General features: G+C 70.5%; 1 protein-coding gene. It reads left to right on the top strand.

Features of this window, described 5'->3' with window-relative positions; genetic code table 11:
• A partial coding sequence (locus VG502_RS02565) for an MFS transporter (protein ID WP_325548393.1) occupies nucleotides 1–1,396 on the top strand: 1,396 nt, incomplete at its 5' end.
• Nucleotides 1,397–1,611: the final 215 nt, after the last annotated feature.

Raw genomic sequence — 1,611 nt, 5'->3', positions numbered from 1 at the left:
GTGCATGTCGACATCCACGCCCACCGTCGAAAAAGGACAGAGAACCGGATCGCTCGCGGCCGTCCTGAGTGCCGTCGTGCTCGTCTACAGTGTACTGGAATCGATGCTCGTCCCGGCGCTACCCCTGATCCAGCAAGGTGTCGGAGCTTCGACCGCGTCGATCACCTGGGTCTTCACCGGGCTGCTGCTGTCCGGCGCGGTCTGCACGCCGCTCGTAGGGCGGCTGGCCGACATCCACAACAAGAAAGCGGTTTTCTTCGGTGTGTGGGCAGTGGCGGTGGCCGGCGTGCTCATCGCCGCCGTCGCCACCTCGATCGGGGTTCTCGCGGTCGGCCAGGTCCTCCAAGGCGCCGGGCTCGGGTTCGTCCCACTGGCGATCGGCATCCTGCGGGATACCCAATCCGCCGAGAAGGCCCGGACCGGCAACGGGATTATCGTCGGCATGTCGGCATTGGGCTCGGTCGCCGGCGTGCTGCTGGCCGGCCCGCTGCTGACCGTGCTGTCCTACCACTGGCTCTACTGGCTTCCGCTGGGGGCGCTGGTACTCCTCGGAATCGTGGCCGTGGCCGTCATCCCCTCCTCGCCCGCCACCGGCGAAGGCACGATCGACTGGGCGGGCGCGGTGCTGCTGAGCGCCGGGTTGTTCGCGGTGCTCATCGCCCTCACCAAGGCGCCGGTGTGGGGATGGTCGTCGGTGAGGTTCCTCGGGCTCGCCCCCGCGGGGGTGGTGCTGGTGGCCGTGTTCGCGGTGGTCGAACGGCGGGTCGCGCGGCCGTTGGTCGATCTCCGGGTCGGCGGGAAGGCGGTGATCGTCACCTGCGTGGTCGCGTTCACGGCCGGCTGGGCGACCTACGCGGTCTTCCTCTCGCTTCCGACGATCGTGGCCGCGCCGCCGGCCGCCGGGTACGGGCTCGGGGGCACGCCGACCACGGCGGGCTTCGTGCTGCTGCCCCTCGGACTGGTCGGTGCCGTCTCGGCGGCGTTGACCGGGCGGCTGGAGCGCCTGCTGGGCAGCAAGCTGGTCATGGTGCTGTCGTGCGTACCACTCGTGGCATCTTCGGCTGTCCTTTTCCTGGCCCGGCACGAGGGCGGCATGCTCGCGCTCGCCTCGGGACTGGCCGGGCTCGGCATCGGCGTCGGGCTGACCCAGGCGATGAACATCGTGTCGTCGTCGGTGCCCGCGCAGCGGGTGGCGAGTGCGAGCGGCTTCCTCCTCGTCGTGCGCTCGGTCGGCGGGACGCTGGGCGCGCAGGTGTCGGGCAGCGTCCTGGCGAGCGACGTCGTCCCAGGGACGCCGCTGCCCACGTGGTCGTCGTTCGGCACGATCTTCGTCATCGCGATCGTGGTCGGATTCGTTGCGCTGGCGGCCAGTACAGCTCTTCGCCGGCGCTCATGAACTCGACGGTATGAGCGCTTCGACGGGCGTGGGAGGGAGCGACACCCCCACCCCTCGGCGCCGGCGTCGTCCTCTATGGACGGTGCGGAACCTCGTCGCGGAACGCCGCCACCGCGCACTCGGCCGCGCTGTTCGCCGTTTCCGGGGCGACGACGACGCTGCCGGCGATCATCGTCGCCGGGTCGAGCGGAATCGCGCGAATCCGGGTCGAGCGC

Origin of the sequence: Flexivirga sp., assembly GCF_035551235.1 — a bacterium.
Lineage (GTDB): Bacteria > Actinomycetota > Actinomycetes > Actinomycetales > Dermatophilaceae > Flexivirga.
This window is presented reverse-complemented; position numbering and strand designations above follow the sequence as displayed.